At 62.0% G+C, this 16514-nt stretch carries 13 protein-coding genes; 2 read left to right on the top strand and 11 right to left on the bottom strand.

Going from position 1 to position 16514, the window contains the following annotated elements:
- On the top strand, positions 1-3081 hold the full coding sequence (locus JN403_RS24110; protein ID WP_205484603.1) for an efflux RND transporter permease subunit: 3081 nt from the start codon (positions 1-3) through the stop codon (positions 3079-3081).
- A 24-nt stretch (positions 3082-3105) separates the two neighbouring features.
- Here JN403_RS24110 and JN403_RS24105 read toward each other — a convergent pair whose 3' ends face one another.
- The 7 genes from JN403_RS24105 to JN403_RS24075 form a co-directional block, all read right to left on the bottom strand.
- The gene (locus tag JN403_RS24105; RefSeq protein ID WP_205484602.1) at positions 3106-3795 is read right to left on the bottom strand and encodes a DUF4197 domain-containing protein; all 690 of its coding nucleotides are present in this window, start codon (positions 3793-3795) and stop codon (positions 3106-3108) included.
- 39 nt (positions 3796-3834) lie between these two features.
- Entirely contained in the window at positions 3835-4233 is a 399-nt protein-coding gene (locus JN403_RS24100; RefSeq protein WP_205484601.1) for a YbaY family lipoprotein, read from the bottom strand.
- 48 nt (positions 4234-4281) lie between these two features.
- Positions 4282-6774, bottom strand: a complete 2493-nt coding sequence (gene plsB, locus JN403_RS24095; RefSeq protein ID WP_205484600.1) for a glycerol-3-phosphate 1-O-acyltransferase PlsB — start codon at positions 6772-6774, stop codon at positions 4282-4284.
- A 97-nt stretch (positions 6775-6871) separates the two neighbouring features.
- The gene (locus JN403_RS24090) at positions 6872-7249 is read right to left on the bottom strand and encodes a hypothetical protein (protein ID WP_122537351.1); all 378 of its coding nucleotides are present in this window, start codon (positions 7247-7249) and stop codon (positions 6872-6874) included.
- Positions 7250-7314: 65 nt separating this feature from the next.
- The gene (locus tag JN403_RS24085) at positions 7315-8124 is read right to left on the bottom strand and encodes a putative RNA methyltransferase (protein WP_205484599.1); all 810 of its coding nucleotides are present in this window, start codon (positions 8122-8124) and stop codon (positions 7315-7317) included.
- On the bottom strand, positions 8124-9275 hold the full coding sequence (gene dapE, locus JN403_RS24080; protein ID WP_205484598.1) for a succinyl-diaminopimelate desuccinylase: 1152 nt from the start codon (positions 9273-9275) through the stop codon (positions 8124-8126). The genes JN403_RS24085 and dapE overlap by 1 nt, the downstream gene beginning before the upstream one ends.
- Positions 9276-9377: 102 nt before the next feature.
- Entirely contained in the window at positions 9378-11966 is a 2589-nt protein-coding gene (locus JN403_RS24075) for a glycosyltransferase family 2 protein (RefSeq protein ID WP_122622952.1), read from the bottom strand.
- 232 nt (positions 11967-12198) lie between these two features.
- Between JN403_RS24075 and tcdA the strand changes: the two genes are divergently transcribed.
- A complete protein-coding gene (tcdA, locus tag JN403_RS24070) occupies positions 12199-13017 on the top strand; it encodes a tRNA cyclic N6-threonylcarbamoyladenosine(37) synthase TcdA (RefSeq protein ID WP_122537355.1) in 819 nt (272 codons plus the stop codon).
- 368 nt (positions 13018-13385) lie between these two features.
- On the opposite strand, the gene JN403_RS24065 is transcribed toward tcdA, so the two are convergent.
- The 4 genes from JN403_RS24065 to JN403_RS24050 all read right to left on the bottom strand — a co-directional run bounded on the left by JN403_RS24065 (position 13386) and on the right by JN403_RS24050 (position 16486).
- Positions 13386-13790 (bottom strand): SufE family protein, encoded by a 405-nt coding sequence (locus tag JN403_RS24065; RefSeq protein ID WP_205484597.1) that lies wholly within the window; start codon positions 13788-13790, stop codon positions 13386-13388.
- Positions 13787-14992: a cysteine desulfurase gene (locus tag JN403_RS24060; protein WP_205484596.1), complete on the bottom strand. Its 1206-nt coding sequence runs from the start codon at positions 14990-14992 to the stop codon at positions 13787-13789. The genes JN403_RS24065 and JN403_RS24060 overlap by 4 nt, the downstream gene beginning before the upstream one ends.
- Positions 14993-15057: 65 nt before the next feature.
- Positions 15058-16092 (bottom strand): 2,3,4,5-tetrahydropyridine-2,6-dicarboxylate N-succinyltransferase, encoded by a 1035-nt coding sequence (gene dapD / locus JN403_RS24055; protein ID WP_122622956.1) that lies wholly within the window; start codon positions 16090-16092, stop codon positions 15058-15060.
- A 31-nt stretch (positions 16093-16123) separates the two neighbouring features.
- Complete coding sequence (locus JN403_RS24050; protein WP_205484595.1) at positions 16124-16486, bottom strand: ArsC family reductase; 363 nt, start codon at positions 16484-16486, stop codon at positions 16124-16126.
- Positions 16487-16514: the final 28 nt, after the last annotated feature.

Genomic DNA, 16514 nt, shown 5'->3' with positions numbered 1-16514 from the left:
ATGCGTTTCAATCTTTCCGAATGGGCCCTGCGTAATCGGCAGATGATCCTGTATCTCATGATCCTGCTGGCCGCAGTCGGTGCGCTGTCCTACACCAAACTGGGCCAGAGTGAGGACCCGCCCTTCACCTTCAAAGCCATGGTCATTCGTACGCTATGGCCGGGCGCGAGTGCCGAAGAAGTGGCGCGACAAGTCACCGACCGCATCGAGAAGAAGCTGATGGAAACCGGTGACTATGAGCGCATTGTCTCGTTCTCGCGGCCCGGTGAATCTCAGGTCACGTTTGTCGCCCGAGACTCATTGGTTTCCGCGCGGCTGCCGGAACTCTGGTATCAGATCCGCAAGAAGATCAGCGACATCCGTCAGACCCTTCCGGCCGGCGTGCAGGGCCCGTTCTTCAACGATGAATTCGGCACCACGTTCGGCAATATCTATGCGCTGACGGGGGAGGGGTTCGACTACGCGGTGCTCAAGGATTACGCCGACCGCATCCAGATCCAGCTGCAGCGGGTCAAGGACGTCGGCAAGGTCGAGTTGCTCGGTCTGCAGGACGAAAAAATCTGGATCGAACTCTCCAACGTCAAACTCGCGACCCTCGGCCTGCCAATGCAGTCGGTTCAGCAAGCGCTGGAAGCGCAGAACGCGGTGGTGGCGGCGAGCTTTTTCGAGACACCCAGCGAGCGCGTTCAGCTGCGCGTGACCGGGCGTTTTCAAACCGTCGACGAGATCCGCAGCTTCCCGATTCGCGTGGGTGATCGCACGTTCCGCATCAGTGATCTGGCCGATGTGCGCCGTGGCTTCAACGATCCGCCCGCGCCGCAAATGCGTTTCATGGGTCAGGACGCCATCGGGCTCGCCGTCGCCATGAAAGACGGCGGCGACATTCTGGTGCTCGGCCGTGCGCTGGAGACGGAGTTCGCGCGCTTACAGAACAACCTTCCTGCCGGCATGCAGCTGCGCAAAGTCTCGGACCAGCCAGCGGCGGTGAAGACCAGCGTTGGCGAGTTCGTTCAGGTGCTCGCCGAGGCCTTGGGCATTGTGCTGCTGGTGAGCTTTTTCTCTCTCGGCGTGCGCACCGGGATGGTGGTAGCACTGGCGATTCCGCTGGTGCTGGCGATGACATTCGCCTGCATGTATTACCTTGGCATCGGCTTGCACAAGATATCCCTCGGCGCATTGGTGCTGGCGTTGGGCTTGTTGGTGGACGACGCAATCATCGCCGTGGAAATGATGGCGATCAAAATGGAGCAGGGTTACGACCGGCTGAAGGCCGCCAGCTTCGCCTGGACCAGCACCGCGTTCCCGATGCTTACCGGCACGCTGATCACCGCAGCAGGTTTCCTGCCCATCGCCACCGCGCAGTCGAGCACCGGCGAGTACACTCGCTCGATCTTTCAGGTGGTGACCATTGCGCTGATCGCCTCGTGGATTGCTGCTGTGGTGTTCGTGCCGTATCTGGGCGCGCGGCTGTTGCCGGACCTGGCGAAAATCCATGCAGCCAAACATGGCGCCGGTGCCCACGCGCCGGATCCTTACGGCACGCCTTTTTATCGACGTGTTCGCGGGCTGGTGGGCTGGTGTGTGCGCCGCCGCAAAACGGTCATCGTGCTGACCATTGCGCTGTTTGCCCTGTCGATTTTCATGTTCCGCTTCGTGCCCCAGCAATTTTTCCCGGCGTCGGGCCGGCTGGAGTTGATGGTCGACTTGAAGCTTGCTGAAGGCGCCTCGCTGACCAGCACCGCCGAGCAGGTCAAGCGGCTGGAAGCGATGATCAAGGACCACGCCGGCGTCGACAATTACGTGGCCTATGTCGGCACCGGTTCTCCGCGGTTTTACCTGCCTCTGGATCAGCAATTGCCCGCGGCCAGTTTTGCCCAGTTCGTCGTGCTGGCGAAAACCATCGAAGACCGCGAGGCGCTGCGCACCTGGTTGATCCAGACGCTGGATGAGCAATTCCCGATGCTGCGGCCCCGCGTCACCCGCCTCGAAAACGGCCCGCCCGTGGGCTATCCGGTGCAGTTTCGCGTCACGGGCGAGCACATCGACGAGGTGCGCGCGCTGGCCCGCAAGGTGGCGGCGAAGGTCCGGGAAAACCCCCATGTGGTCAATGTGCATTTGGACTGGGAGGAGCCGAGCAAGGTCGTCTACCTGAATGTCGATCAGGATCGGGCCAGGGCGCTGGGCGTAACCACTGCCGACCTGTCGCGTTTCCTGCAAAGCCAGTTGACCGGGTCGAGCGTGAGCCAGTACCGCGAGGACGACGAGCTGATCGAAATCCTGCTGCGCGGCACGGAGCAGGAGCGCCATGAACTGGGCAGCCTCGCCAGCCTGTCGGTGCCGACCAGCAACGGCAGCAGTGTCGCGCTTTCCCAAGTGGCGACGCTGGAGTACGGTTTTGAGGAGGGCATCATCTGGCACCGCAACCGGTTGCCGAACGTGACGGTGCGCGCTGACATCTACGGCAAGGAGCAACCGGCAACGCTGGTCAAACAGATTCTGCCGACGCTGGAAGACGTGCGCGCCGAGTTGCCCGACGGTTACCTGCTGGAGGTGGGCGGCACGGTGGAAGATTCGGCCCGCGGGCAGAACTCGGTGAACGCCGGTGTGCCGCTGTTCATCGTGGTGGTACTGACCTTGCTGATGATTCAGCTGCGCAGTTTCTCCCGCACGTTCATGGTGTTTCTGACCGCGCCCCTGGGGCTGATTGGGGTAACGCTGTTTCTGCTGCTGTTCAACCAGCCGTTCGGCTTTGTGGCGATGCTGGGCACCATCGCGCTGTCGGGGATGATCATGCGTAACTCGGTGATTCTGGTCGACCAGATCGAGCAGGACATCGCGGCGGGTCTGGACCGCTGGCAGGCGATCATCGAAGCGACGGTGCGGCGCTTCCGGCCCATCGTGCTCACCGCGCTGGCGGCAGTGCTGGCGATGATTCCGCTGTCACGCAGCGTGTTTTTCGGGCCCATGGCCGTCGCCATCATGGGTGGCCTGATCGTCGCCACCGCACTCACCCTGCTGTTTCTGCCCGCACTGTATGCGGCGTGGTTCAGGGTGAAAAAGGATGAGCGGGTCGAGGTTTGATCGCTTAACCCGCCACGGCGCGTCTCACAACGCGCCGAACACCTTCTTCGCCAGGCCGGTCGCCGCCGCTGCCGGGTTGGCGCGGATGGTTTCTTCCTGTTTGGCGATCATTTCGAACAGGCCGTTCAACGCCTTCTCGGTGACGTAGCCTTCGATGTTCGAGCTCTTCGCGTCCAGCACGCCCAGGGTCGCGGCCTGTCCGGCGAAGGCGTTGTATTTCTGCGCCAGGCCGACTTTGTCAGTGGCCTGTTTGATGATGGGCAGGAATTTGGCGCGGATCTGTTCGCGGCTGGAGGTGCTCAGGTACTGGGTGGCCGAGTCCTTGCCGCCGCCGAGGATGGCCTTGGCATCTGAGACGCTCATCTTTTTCACGGCGTCGACCAGCAACGTCTGCGCCTGGGGCATCGCTGCTTCTGCCGCCTGATTCATGCTGTTTTCCAGCTGATCGACCTGCGCGCCCATACCGAACTGCTTCATCTTCTTGGCGACCTTGCCCAGGTTGCCGGGCAGCTCGATGCGCACGTCCTTGTTGTTGCTGAACCCGCCCGGCACGCCCAGTTGCTTGACGGCGACCTGCGCGCTTTGGGTCAGGGCATCCTTAAGCCCGCCGGTGGCGTCCGATTGCGACAGATCATTGAGCGACAGCGCGAAGGCACTGGCCGACAACAGCAGGCCGGCGCACACGCCAGTGAACGAAAGAGAGCGACGCAACATGGGTAATGTCCTTTTCAGCGGTCTGTGATCCATGCCCGATCAACGGGCCGGGCTCAAACGAATTTTGACGGGCGGTTTTTCGTCCAGCGTCAGGTCTACCGTGTAGCGCTCGGTGCTGATCATCAGCAGCTTGCCGTCCACCTCGATGCGCGCGCTGACCGAGTAGGTGTGTCCCGCCTGGACCTGCTTCTGATCGTAGGTCAGGTGAAACGGCAGCGGCACCTGGCCTTTGATCGGACCGTTCTGGCTGGCGAGGATCTGCGCGGGCGCGTCGGCCAGCGTCACGTCCTGCAGCGTAACCTTTAGCGAAGCGGTAGGCGGAAGCGCCATGCGCTGCAGGTAAAACACCTCGCCATCCACCGAGCCCGGCAGGTTGTCCGGCCCATGGGCGCACGCGGCGAGCACGGTGGTCATGAGGGTGAGCAGGATGTGTTTCATGTGAATGTCCTTGTCATGTGAAACGTTAGGTAGGGCGTGCGTCGTCGCTCAGGCGATCGGCGCGGCCCCGACGACTTCATCACTGCGGTGCAGCGCCACCTGGCGGATCGACAGCCTGATTTCCGCTGGCAGTACGCGTTTGGCTGCGCCTTCCGCCAGATCCCCCAACATATCGTGATAGCTCAGTTTGTCGGCGGCGTCGGTGCGCAAGACGCCCTGATCCAGCAGCGTCTGGATGAAATGACGGAACAGACTTTTGTCGAAGAATTCCGGCGCGTTCAGGCCGTGCAGGATCGACAACCGCTGGGCCATCGTCGTGCATAACTCCTCAAGCCCCTCGGCAGTGAGCGTGTGCTGACCGCTGTTGAGCAGCAGCGAGATCGCCATGTAGAAACGCTGCAGGGTCTGGGCAATCGCCCGCGACAGCACCGTCAGCAGCACAAAAGCCCGCGAGCTTGGCGCCGGGCGCAGGTAGACGCCGTTCTCGAATCGCAACAAGCCCTGCTCCACAAACGCCGCCAGCCACTGATCGATGACCTCATCCAGATCGTCCAGCGACCAGCGGATGAACAGCTCCGATTGCAGGTACGGATACAGGGCCCGGGTATACCGCAGAATCTGCTCGCGGCTCATACGCGACGAGCTCTGGAAGAAGCAGGCCAGCAACGAAGGCAGCGCGAAAATGTGCAGCACGTTATTGCGGTAGTAGGTCATCAGGACGGCATTTTGCTCGTCCAGGTACAGAATCTTGCCCAGCGCATCGCTGAGTTCCGAGAGCAGATTCATGTCCTTGACGTGCTCGATCAGCGCGCGGCCATCGCCCTCCGGCAGCGTGGTATGGGGCGAGTAGGGCACGGTGCGCAACAGCGTCAGGTACAGATCGAGCACCCGCGCCAGGGCCTGATCGTCCAGCGCGTGTTTGGCCGTCGACAGCAACGCCAGTGCCACCAGATTTACCGGGTTGATCGCCGCCGCTTCGTTCAGGTGACGGGCGACGCGTTCGCCTAGACGGTGTGTGGTCTCGTTGAGCCAGGCCGGTTTGAACACCGGGCCGAGTTCCTGAGTGCGCCAGTCCGGCTGCTCATGGTCGAGAAACTCGGTCAGCTTGATCGGCTCACCGAAATTGACCGAGACCTGGCCGAAGCGCTGCTTTAGGGCGCCGATGACTTTGAAAATGTCAAAGATCGACTCTTTCTTCTTCGCTGCACCGCGCAGTTCACCCAGGTAGGTCCGGCCTTCCAGCACCCGTTCATAGCCGATGTACACCGGCACGAACACGATGGGCATGCGCGAGTTGCGCAGGAAACTGCGCAGGGTGATCGCCAGCATTCCGGTCTTCGGCTGCAACATGCGCCCGGTGCGCGAACGTCCGCCTTCGACGAAGTACTCCACCGGAAAACCTTTGGTGAACAGGGTGTGCAGGTATTCGTTGAACACCGCGGTGTACAGCGGATTGCCCTTGAACGTGCGGCGCATGAAAAACGCGCCGCCGCGCCGCAGCAGGCCACCGATCACCGGCATGTTGAGGTTGATACCCGCAGCGATATGCGGCGGGGTCAGGCCGTTGCGAAACAGCAGGTACGACAGCAACAGATAGTCGATGTGACTGCGGTGGCACGGCACATAAATGATCTCATTGCCCTGGGCGACGTTCTGCACGCCCTCCAGGTGACTGACCTTGATGCCGTCGTAAATCTTGTTCCAGAACCAGCTCAGCACCACTTCCAGAAAACGGATGGCGGTGTAGGTGTAGTCCGAGGCGATTTCGTTACCGTAATGAAGCGCTTTGTCCCGGGCCTTGGCTTCGGTGATTTTCTCCCGGGCGGCCTCGTCGAGAATGGCCTGCCTGACCAGCGGATCCGCCACCAGCCCTTTGACCAGATGACGACGGTGGGAAAGGTCCGGGCCGATCACGGAGGTCTTCAAGTTGCGGAAATGCACCCGCAGCAGGCGTTGAGCCATGCGCACCGTGCGCTCGTAACCCTTGTTCTGATCGACCAGCTCACGCAGATGAACCGGTGCCGAGAACTGCACGCGGGTCTTGCGGCCCAGGATCAGAATGGTCACAAAGCGACGCAGACGCCCGGTCACCTTCCAGCTATCGGCAAACAGCAGTTTCCACGGGCTGTCTTCCTTGTCCGGGGACTGGCCCCAGAACACGCTGACTGGAATGACTTGCGCGTCTTCGGTGGCGTTTTGCGTGACCGCGCTGACCAGGCGTTCAAGGGTCGGTGGTGCGCCGCGTTTGTCGTGGCGTCCCAGCCAGTCAGGCTCGGGCGTCAGGTAGAAAAACGCGGCCGGCTCGGTCAGATTGCCAACGGCCACGGAGAGTACCGGACGCGGCAGACCGGCCTTGCGGCACTCGGTGTCGAGGACGGCGAGGTCGCTCATTGAAGGGTTTTGCAGCGCATAGAAAACCGGGCGGCTGCGGTCGAGATTGAGGGTGAAGGACGACTGGTTGATCGTCTCCGAGCGCACCCACAGGTAAAGCAGGCGGCGCACGGTGCCGAATACAAGACGGCGAAACGGGGAACGGGTCATAGAATTCTGCTGAGAGGGGCGACGCCCGCGAGGCCGCCAGTTTGCCGCATCTGGCGGGGATGGGCAAAGCGGCGGGGGCGCCCGTCAGGATGATGTATCAGGACGTATGCCAGGTGATTTCTTCTTCACCATCCACGCTGATGCGGATCCATTGATCGGCTTCGGCGTCACTCTCTTCTTCGACCCACGTCCCCGGCGCGCAACGCACTTCGACTTTCAACGCAGCGAAGGCGGCGCGGGCGCAGGCGATGTCGTCTTCCCACGGGGTTTTGTCGCTGTCCAGGCACAGGCTGTTCCACTTGCCGACGGCCTTGGGAATCCAGGTCACGGGCACGTCGCCCGCCTGGCATTTCCAGGTCTGGCCTTTCTGTGCCCATTCGGTACAGGGGCCGATGGCTTGAGTCAGCCAGGCGGTGATGGCCTTATGGTCGACGTCAGCGTCTTTCAGGTAAATCTCGATATCGGGTTGGCGCATGGATGCCTCTTGGTTGTGCTGGAAAATCCACTCGCGGATTCAGTCTGTTCGGGTGCTTCAAGCCGTCAGTTCAGGACGAAATAATCGTAGCGCATGGACACCGTGACCTCGAACGGCTCGGCCTGCTCGATCACGTTCGCACGACGTTCGGCACTGGCGCGCCAGCCGTGGGGCGTCATGGCCAGCAGATTGGCACGGGCCTGGCCGTCCACCAGTGTCAGTGTGAAACGCAACGTTTCACTGTGCTGCAGGCTCATCCCTTCCGGCACCAGGGCCAAGTGCTTGTCATCGCTGTAATCGCGGACTTCGTCGTACAGGCGCTGACGCAATTCCATCAGGTGATCGTTGGTCGGTCCTACACGCATCAGGCCACCGCCCGGCGAAAGCAGACGCTTGGCCTCGGCCCAGTCCAGCGGGCTGAACACGCTGGCGATGAACTGCATGCTCGCATCCGGCAGTGGCACGCGCGCCATGCTGGCAATCAACCAGGTGATGTTCGGGTCGCGTTTGCAGGCGCGCTTCACCGCTTCGCGGGAGATGTCCAGCGCATAGCCGTCGGCGTTGGGCAGACCCTGGGCGATCTGCGCGGTGTAATAACCCTCGCCACACCCAATGTCGAGCCAGTGCGCGGGGGCACGCTCGGCGGCCAGTTCGGCGAGACGCTTGGCAACCGGCGCGTAATGCCCGGCGTTGAGAAAGTCGCGCCGCGCCTCGACCATCGCCTGATTGTCGCCAGGGTCGCGGCTGTTTTTGTGCTGCACGGGCAGCAGATTCAGGTACCCCTGACGGGCGCGGTCGAAGCGGTGCCCGGCGGGGCACACGACGCCGTTATCCGCTGAATCGAGCGGGGCGGAGCAGATCGGGCAGGTCAGCATCAGGCGAGCAACTTGACCAGGGTCTGGTAGTAGATCTCGGTCAGCACGTCGAGATCGCTGGCGAGAATGCGTTCGTTGACCTGATGGATCGTCGCATTGACTGGCCCCAGTTCGACCACTTGGGTGCCGAGGGTGGCGATGAAGCGACCGTCCGAGGTGCCGCCGCTGGTCGACGCACGGGTGTCGCGGCCGGTGACGTGTTTGATGCTCGCCGACACTGCGTCCAGCAATGCGCCCGGTTCGGTGAGGAACGGCAGGCCGGACAGCGCCCATTCCACGTGCCAGTCCAGATCGTGTTTGTCGAGAATGTCGGCGACGCGCTGCTTGAGGCCTTCGACTGTGGATTCGGTGGAGAAACGGAAATTGAACACGGCCACCAGATCCCCCGGGATCACGTTGGTGGCGCCGGTGCCGGAATTCAGGTTGGAGATCTGGAGGCTGGTCGGCGGGAAGAAATCATTGCCGTTGTCCCAGTGCTCGGCGGCCAGTTCAGCCAGCGCCGGTGCTGCCAGATGAATAGGGTTTTTCGCCAGATGCGGGTAGGCGACGTGGCCCTGAATGCCTTTGACGGTGAGGGTTGCGCCCAGTGAGCCGCGACGGCCGTTCTTGACCACATCGCCTACCAGCGTTGTGCTCGACGGTTCGCCAACGATGCACCAGTCGAGACGTTCCTTACGCGCCGCCAGACGCTCGACCACCGCTTTGGTGCCGTGGTGCGCCGGGCCTTCTTCGTCGCTGGTAATCAGGTAGGCAATCTTGCCTCTATGGTTCGGGTGATCGGCGACGAAACGCTCGGTAGCGACAATCATCGACGCCAGGCTGCCTTTCATGTCCGCCGCGCCACGGCCGCAGAGCATGCCGTCTTCGTCGATCAGCGCGCTGAACGGATCATTCTGCCAGGCCTGAACGGGGCCGGTCGGCACGACATCGGTGTGACCGGCAAAACACAGCACCGGACCGTCCTGGCTGCCGTGGGTGGCCCAGAAGTTATCCACATCCTGAATACGCATAGGCTCCAGGGCAAAACCGGCGTCGCTCAGGCGTTTCATCATCACGGCCTGGCAGTCGGCGTCCAGTGGCGTGACGGATGGGCGACGGATCAAGTCGCAGGCGAGTTGCAGCGTGGGCGAGAGGTCGGCTGGGGCTGTCATGAAAGGTCCGAGATATTGAGTGAAGGCAAGGCATAAACCGGCGAATAGCTTAAAGCAAAACGGCGACCCGAAGGCCGCCGTTTAGTACAGCGCCCCATTGTTTCAGGCGGTAGCGGGTTCGTCTGCCGGTTTCGGTTTCGGCAGCGACGACAGAAACGCCATGATCAACGCCGCCAGATACGGCAGCGATTGCACCAGCAGCATGATGACCCAGAAGCGCATGTCGTTGCTCGGCAGACCCTGCACCAGACAGATCCCCAATGCAGCGCCCCACAGCATCAGCATGATGAACAGCTCTTCGCGGGCCTCGGAGATCGCCACCAGCAAGCCATGGCTTTCGGCGTTTTTCGGGGTGCGGAAGAACGGGATGCTGGTGGTGAAGAACCCGTACAGCACCGCCTTGGCGATGGTGTGGGACAGCGCCAGCCCCGCGAGCGCTGCGTAGAACGCGTCCGTGAGGTTCACGCCAACGGCGCGGCGGTACAGGAAGATGATCTTGCCGACCTTGAAGAAGAACAGCGCCAGCGGCGGGATCGCGAAAATCAGCAGCGGCGGGTCGACCCGGTTTGGCACGATGATCATCGCCGACGACCAGAGCAATGCGCCGACCGTGAAGAAAATGTTCATCCCATCGGCCACCCACGGCAGCCAGCCCGCGAGGAAGTGATAACGCTGGCCGCGGGTCAGCTCGGTGTCTTTGCCGCGCAGCAGGCTGGCGGCGTGACGCTTGATGATCTGAATCGCGCCATAGGCCCAGCGGAATCGTTGCTTCTTGAAGTCGATGAAGGTGTCGGGCATCAGGCCCTTGCCGAAGCTATTGTGGGCGTACGCCGCCGAATAGCCTTTTTCGAACACGCGCAGGCCCAGCTCGGCGTCTTCACAGATGCACCAGTCTGCCCAGCCCAGTTCTTCCAGAACCGAGCGACGGGTCATGGTCATGGTGCCGTGCTGAATGATCGCATCGCGGTCGTTGCGGGTGACCATGCCGATGTAGAAGAAGCCTTTGTATTCCGAGTAGCAGAGCTTCTTGAACGCACTTTCGTGCTGGTCGCGGTAGTCCTGCGGAGACTGCACCACAGCGATTTTCGGATCGGCGAAGTGCGGAACCATGTGCTTGAGCCAGTTGCGGTCCACGCAGTAGTCCGAGTCGATCACGGCAATCACTTCGGCGTCCGGCGCGGTGTGCGGGATCAGGTAGTTCAGGGCGCCGCCCTTGAAGCCGGCCAGCGGCGCGACGTGGAAAAACTTGAAGCGCGGCCCGAGCATTTCGCAGTGGGCCTTGACCGGCTCCCACACGGCGGGGTCCTTGGTGTTGTTGTCGATCAGCAACACTTCGAAATCCGGGTAATCCAACGCGGCCAGTGCGTTGAGGGTCTGTTTGACCATCTCCGGCGGCTCGTTGTAGCAGGGCACATGAATCGACACTTTCGGTCTGTAGGCCGAATCCCCTTCAACGGGCAGGAATTCGCGGCGGCGCTTGTGCGTCCACACCGCTTCGGCCAGCTCGTGGGCCTCGGTCAACAGCACGATAAAGACGCCGAACGCGCCCAGCGCCAGTAAAAATCCTACGAGCAGACTGAACCAGGTGCTGTATTGCTGGCTGTAGTCGTAGCCGATCCAGACGAGGACAGATCCACACAGGAAAGCAATGAACGTCAGGAATGTCCGGCCACGCTGACGCAGCGCCGAGCCATCAATCAGCAGCAAGGCCAGGGCAAGCATCGCCAACACCGCCGAACCGATCGCCAATACACGCCATTGCGGGATCGCAACGACCGGGCCTTCGAAGTTGAATTTCTGCTGGCGGGCGGCGTTGTACACGCCCCAATACGCCCCGACAGAGCCTTCGTCGCTGGCTTTCCACGGCTGGTCGAAGGCTTCGATCACGAAGTAGTTGAAGCCTTGACGGTTGAGCTTGTTGACCAGCGTGCGCAGGTAAACCGCTTGATCCGCCTGGGTGGCGTCCGCACCGCCCCGCATGTGGCCGTTGCTCGGCCAACCGACTTCAGAGAGCAGCAGCGGCTTTTTCGGGAACATGCGTTTCAGTTCGCGGGCACGATCAAGCACATACTGACCGGCTTTATCCATCGGGATGTATTCCCAGTACGGCAGGATGTGCGCGGCGATCAGGTCAACGTGTTTGGCCAGTTCCGGGTACTTCTCCCAGATATGCCATTGCTCCGACGTGGTCACCGGGACTTTGACGGCGGCGCGCACGCGGTCGAGGGCGGCCATCAGGTCCTTGGGTTTGATCTCTTCGCGATACAGCGCTTCGTTGCCCACCACCACGCGAACCACGCTGCGGGTCGTGTTCGCCAGCTCGATCGCCGTGGTGATTTCGCGCTCGTTGCGCTCCAGGTCCGGGCTGATCCAGATGCCGAGGGTCACCCGCAGGCCGAACTCTTCGGCCAGCTTGGGGATGTCCTTGAGCGTGCCGTCCACTGAATAGATACGGATGTTGTCCGTCTGCTTGCTCATCAGCTCCAGGTCCTGACGCATTTCTTCGTCGGATGGGTAGGAATCTTTCTGTGGATTCTGTCCGAGGCGGAAAGGCGAATAGGAGAAGCCGGAGATCTGTTCAGGCCAGTTGGGGGCGGTGACGGGGCGGTTGATCAGCGCCCAGAAGCCGGTGAACAGCGCAGCAATCGCCACGACGACAACGAGGTTGAGTCCAAATTTACGCGATGACATAGGTGCTTCAGGTTCCAAGAGGGGAACGGGGAGGAGTGACAGGGTACAGCGGGCCAAAACTTTGGCAACCGACACGTGTTGAAGTTCTGTTCGGCCGGGGCTGTAGGCCGTTACCTGTTCTGTATTGGGCAGGCGGGGAAAGAGGTGACTTTCAGACCAAACGCCTGCCACTCAGCGCTTTGCGAATCGCCGTCAGGGCCTATAATGCGCGCCGGTTTTTGGGGTATTGGTCATGAGTACAGAAGATCCGCGTTTCGCTGGCGTTGCCCGCCTGTACGGCATTGAGGGCCTGGAACGCCTGCGCGCGGCCCACGTGGCGGTGGTCGGCATTGGCGGTGTGGGTTCCTGGGCGGCGGAAGCCATGGCACGCTGTGGCGTAGGCGAAATATCCCTGTTTGATCTGGACGACGTCTGTGTCAGCAACAGCAACCGCCAGTTGCACGCCCTGAGCAGCACCGTTGGCCGCGCCAAGGTCGAGGTCATGGCCGACCGTCTGCGAGAGATTAATCCCGATTGCGTCGTTCATGCCGTCGCCGACTTCGTCACCCGCGAGACCATGGCCGAATACATCACGCCGGACATCGACTGCGTGCTCGATTGCATCGACAGCGTCAACGCCAAGGCCGCGCTGATCGCCTGGTGCAAACGCCGCAAGATCCAGATCATCACCACCGGTGGCGCGGGCGGCCAGATCGACCCGACCCTGATTCAGGTCTGCGATCTCAACCGGACATTCAACGATCCGCTGGCGTCCAAAGTGCGTTCGACCCTGCGCCGCGATTACGGCTTTTCTCGCACCGTCACCCGCCACTACAGCGTGCCGTGCGTGTTCTCCACCGAGCAACTGCGCTACCCCAAGCCGGACGGCAGCATCTGCCTGCAGAAAAGCTTCGTCGGCGATGGCGTGAAGCTGGACTGCGCGGGCGGGTTTGGCGCGGTGATGATGGTCACTGCCACTTTCGGGATGGTCGCCGCGACCAAGGCCGTGGACAAAATCGTCGCCGGCGTGCGACGGCCGTCGGAGCGAGCCAAGGCGCAGCCGGCGGCTTGAAGGTCGAGGCGTGGGAGCAATCTTGCTGACGCCTCCTTTGTGAACAGCCGCCGATAGTCCTGCAAATGAACTACCTGTGGGAGCGAGCTTGCTCGCGAAGAGGCCGGTACATCCGCTATATATCCAGCGGTTGAACGGCCCTTTCGTGAGCAAGCTCACTCCCACAGGTTTTGTGTACGCCGAAGATTCCAAAGTGTTGCTCGGGACCCCTTGTGGGCGCGAGCTTGCTCGCGAATAAGGTCTTACATCCCCTGAATTTTCGGCGGCTGTAAGCAGTCTTCGCGAGCAAGGTGGAGCGCCACCCCGATCGCTCCCCCAAGTCTCATGTTTGCTGCGCAACAGCGCGGCGCCTGGACGACGGGGCATCTCTACCGTGCGAGCTGCCGCATCTTCTGCAACACCGCATTCAGCCCGTTGCTGCGGGATGGCGACAGCTGACGGGTCAATCCCAACTGCGTGAACCACTCAACCAGATCCACTTCCTGCAGTGCTTGCGACGACAGGCCATTGACCCGGGCCAGCAGCAACGCCACCAGCCCCCGAATCAACCGCGCATCGCTGGCGGCGCGGAACTGCCAGTGCCCGTCGATCACGTCGCCCACCAGCCAGACCTTGCTCTCGCAGCCGTCCACCAGACGCTCGTCGGTCTTTTCCTGGTCGCTCATGGGTGGCAGGCGGTCGCCCCATTGCATCAACAGCCGCGCCCGCTGCTCCCAGCTCAATGACCCGTTGAAGGTTTCCAGCGCCGTCTGCGCCTCGATTGGCAGGCTCATCGCAACACCTCCAATGCCTGATCCAGAGCACTGAAAAACCGCTCCAGGTCCTCGGAATCGTTGTACAGCCCCAGCGACACCCGAATCGCGCCGGAGAGGCCCAAGCCACTGATCAACGGAATGGCGCAGTGGTGACCGGCGCGAACCGCGACGCCTTGCTCGGTCAGCAGGTGCGCAAGATCGGCATTGTGTACGCCCTCGACCACGAAACTCACCAGTGCCACATGGGGATCGCCCAGCACCTGCACACCGTCGCGCAGCATCAACCCGGCGCGCAACCGCTCATGCAGGCACGCTTCGTATTCGGCGACGGCGGACTGGTTGAGGCCATTGAGGTAATCCAGCGTCGCGCCGAGACCGATCACCGCGCTGATGGGCGGCGTGCCTGCTTCGAAGCCCAGCGGTGCAGGACGAAACGTAGCCGTCTGGTAACCGGTCTGCAGGACCATTTCGCCGCCGAACTGCCAATGCTGCAGCTGTGCCAGCGCCTGATGTCGCCCGAACAGCACGCCCACGCCATCCGGGCCATAGAGCTTGTGGCTGGAGAACACATAGAAGTCGCAGCCGATGTCCTGCACATCGTGTCGGCCATGGACGACACCCTGGGCGCCATCAATCACCGTCAGCACGCCATGGGCTCGGGCCAGCGCGACCAGTTGCCGAACCGGCTGCCAGGTGCCGAGCACGTTTGACAGCTGGCTGACCGCCAGCAAACGGGTGCGTGAAGTAATCAGCTCGGCGGCGGCTTCCACATCAATCACGCCGGCGTCGGTGATCGGTAGCACCACCAGCTTCAGGTCGCGACGCAGGGCGAGCTGCTGCCAGGGCAACAGATTGGCGTGATGCTCCAGGGCGCTGATGACAATCTCGTCGCCGGCCTGAAACACGTGCTCCAGACCGTAAGCGAGCAAGTTAAACGCGGACGTGGCGCCGTGGGTGAAAACGATCTGCCCGGACGCTCCGGCATTCAGCCATTCGCCGGCCTTGCGTCGCGTGTCCTCGAAGGCCTGGGTCGCCATGGCGCCCGGCAGGTGCTGGGCGCGATGCACATTCGCTGCGCCGTTGGCGTAGTAATGCACCGTGGCGTCGATCAGGGCGTGGGGTTTTTGTGCGGTGGCGGCGCTGTCCAAGTAGGTCTGGCCTTGCCGTTGCAGGGCGTCGATGGCCGGAAAGTCAGCGCGCCAGGGAGAAATGAGGGGCATATCAGTCACGCTCGTTGAGGCGGGTTCGGAGCCCCGAGGGAAACCGAACCCGCACGCAGCATCGATCAGTTGTGAGCGTGCAGCGCTTCGTTCAACTCGATGGCCGACTTGTGGGATTTGCATTCCACCGCGCCGGTCTGCGAGTTACGACGGAACAGCAGGTCCGGTTGACCGGCCAGTTCTCGGGCCTTCACAACCTTGACCAGCTCGTTCTTGTCATCCAGCAGCGCCACTTTGGTGCCCGCAGTGACGTAGAGACCGGCTTCAACGGTGTTGCGATCGCCCAACGGAATGCCGATGCCGGCGTTCGCGCCGATCAGGCAGCCTTCGCCGACCTTGATCACCATGTTGCCGCCGCCCGACAGCGTGCCCATGGTCGAGCAACCGCCGCCCAGGTCCGAACCTTTGCCGACGAATACGCCAGCCGACACACGGCCTTCGATCATGCCCGGGCCTTCGGTGCCGCCGTTGAAGTTGACGAAACCTTCGTGCATCACGGTGGTGCCTTCGCCGATGTATGCGCCCAGACGCACGCGGGCGGTGTCAGCGATGCGCACGCCGGCCGGCACGACGTAGTCGGTCATTTTCGGGAATTTGTCCACCGAGAAGACCTCCAGAAACTGGCCTTTCAGGCGGGCTTCCAGCTGACGCTCGGCCAGCTCGCCCAGATCAATGGCGCCCTGGCTGGTCCACGCGACGTTCGGCAGCAGCGGGAACACGCCGGCCAGGCTCAAGCCGTGGGGCTTGACCAGTCGATGGGAGAGCAAATGCAGCTTGAGGTAAGCCTCGGGGGTGGAGGTCAGCGCGGCGTCTTCGGCCAGCAGCGTGGCAACCAGCGGGTTGTGGCTCTCGGCCAGCCGGGTCAGCAGCGCGGCCTGGGCGTCGTCGATGCCTTTGAGGGCATTGGCCAGACGCGAGGACAGGTCGGTGTTGAATGCGATGGCCTGATTGCCACCGGTGTAGCCCAGGATCGGTGCGACCGCGGCGACGATTTCAGCCGACGGGTTGAGCAGTGGCAGGGCGTAGAAAACTTCCAGCCAGGTGCCTTGACGGTTTTGTGTGCCAACGCCAAAGGCCAGGCTGAACAGAGAAGTGGACATGCAGATACCTCGTTATTTAGGGCTATCTCAATCAGGCGATAGCCGCAGCGTACAGTTCGGGTTTGAAGCCAATCAGGGTTTTGTCGCCAAGATCCAGCACCGGGCGCCTGATCATCGACGGCTGAGCGAGCATTAGCTCAATGGCCTTTTCCTGATCGAGGTCGGCTTTCTGCGCCTCGTCCAGTTTGCGAAAGGTCGTGCCGGCGCGGTTGAGTACCGTCTGCCAGCCATGCTCGTTGCACCAACGGGTCAGGTGGTCGCGGTCGATGCCTTGGGTCTTGTAGTCGTGGAAATCGTAATTCACCGATTTTTCATCGAGCCAGGTGCGCGCCTTCTTCATCGTGTCGCACGCCTTGATCCCAAACAGGTGCAACGTGTGGGTTTCCTTGGCCATCGGCCTGCTCCTTTCGGGACGGTTGAAA

This window comes from Pseudomonas sp. 15A4 (genome assembly GCF_016925575.1).
In the GTDB taxonomy this organism is placed as follows: Bacteria; Pseudomonadota; Gammaproteobacteria; order Pseudomonadales; family Pseudomonadaceae; genus Aquipseudomonas.
Note: the sequence above shows the minus strand (reverse complement) of the source record. Positions and strands in the feature narration are given on the sequence as shown.